Origin of the sequence: Nonomuraea candida (assembly GCF_000725485.1) — a bacterium.
GTDB classification, from domain to species: domain Bacteria; phylum Actinomycetota; class Actinomycetes; order Streptosporangiales; family Streptosporangiaceae; genus Nonomuraea; species Nonomuraea candida.
The window spans coordinates 1-220 of record NZ_JOAG01000221.1; the positions used below are offsets into that span (position 1 = coordinate 1).

The following is a 220-nucleotide window of genomic DNA, read 5'->3' on the forward strand; positions in this document are numbered from 1 at the left end:
GCGGCGGCCGTGGCCGTGCTCGTCGGTGCGGTCGTTCAGGATCGCTTCACGCCAGGGCAACGCCTTGAGCCGGCGATACAGGGTGGGCTGGTTGCCCTTGACGATGAACAGGTAGTGGCCGCCGGCGGCGTTGATGTGGTGGGCGTGGTCGGACTGGGTGTGCAGGGCGTCAGCGGTGATCACCACGCCGGTCAGGTCCAGCCCGGCCAGCAGCGGCGTG

At 70.0% G+C, this 220-nt stretch carries 1 pseudogene; it reads right to left on the reverse strand.

Annotated features, from left to right (window positions below):
- Positions 1 to 220, reverse strand: a pseudogene (locus IO39_RS56505) (ISAs1 family transposase); the annotation flags it as partial.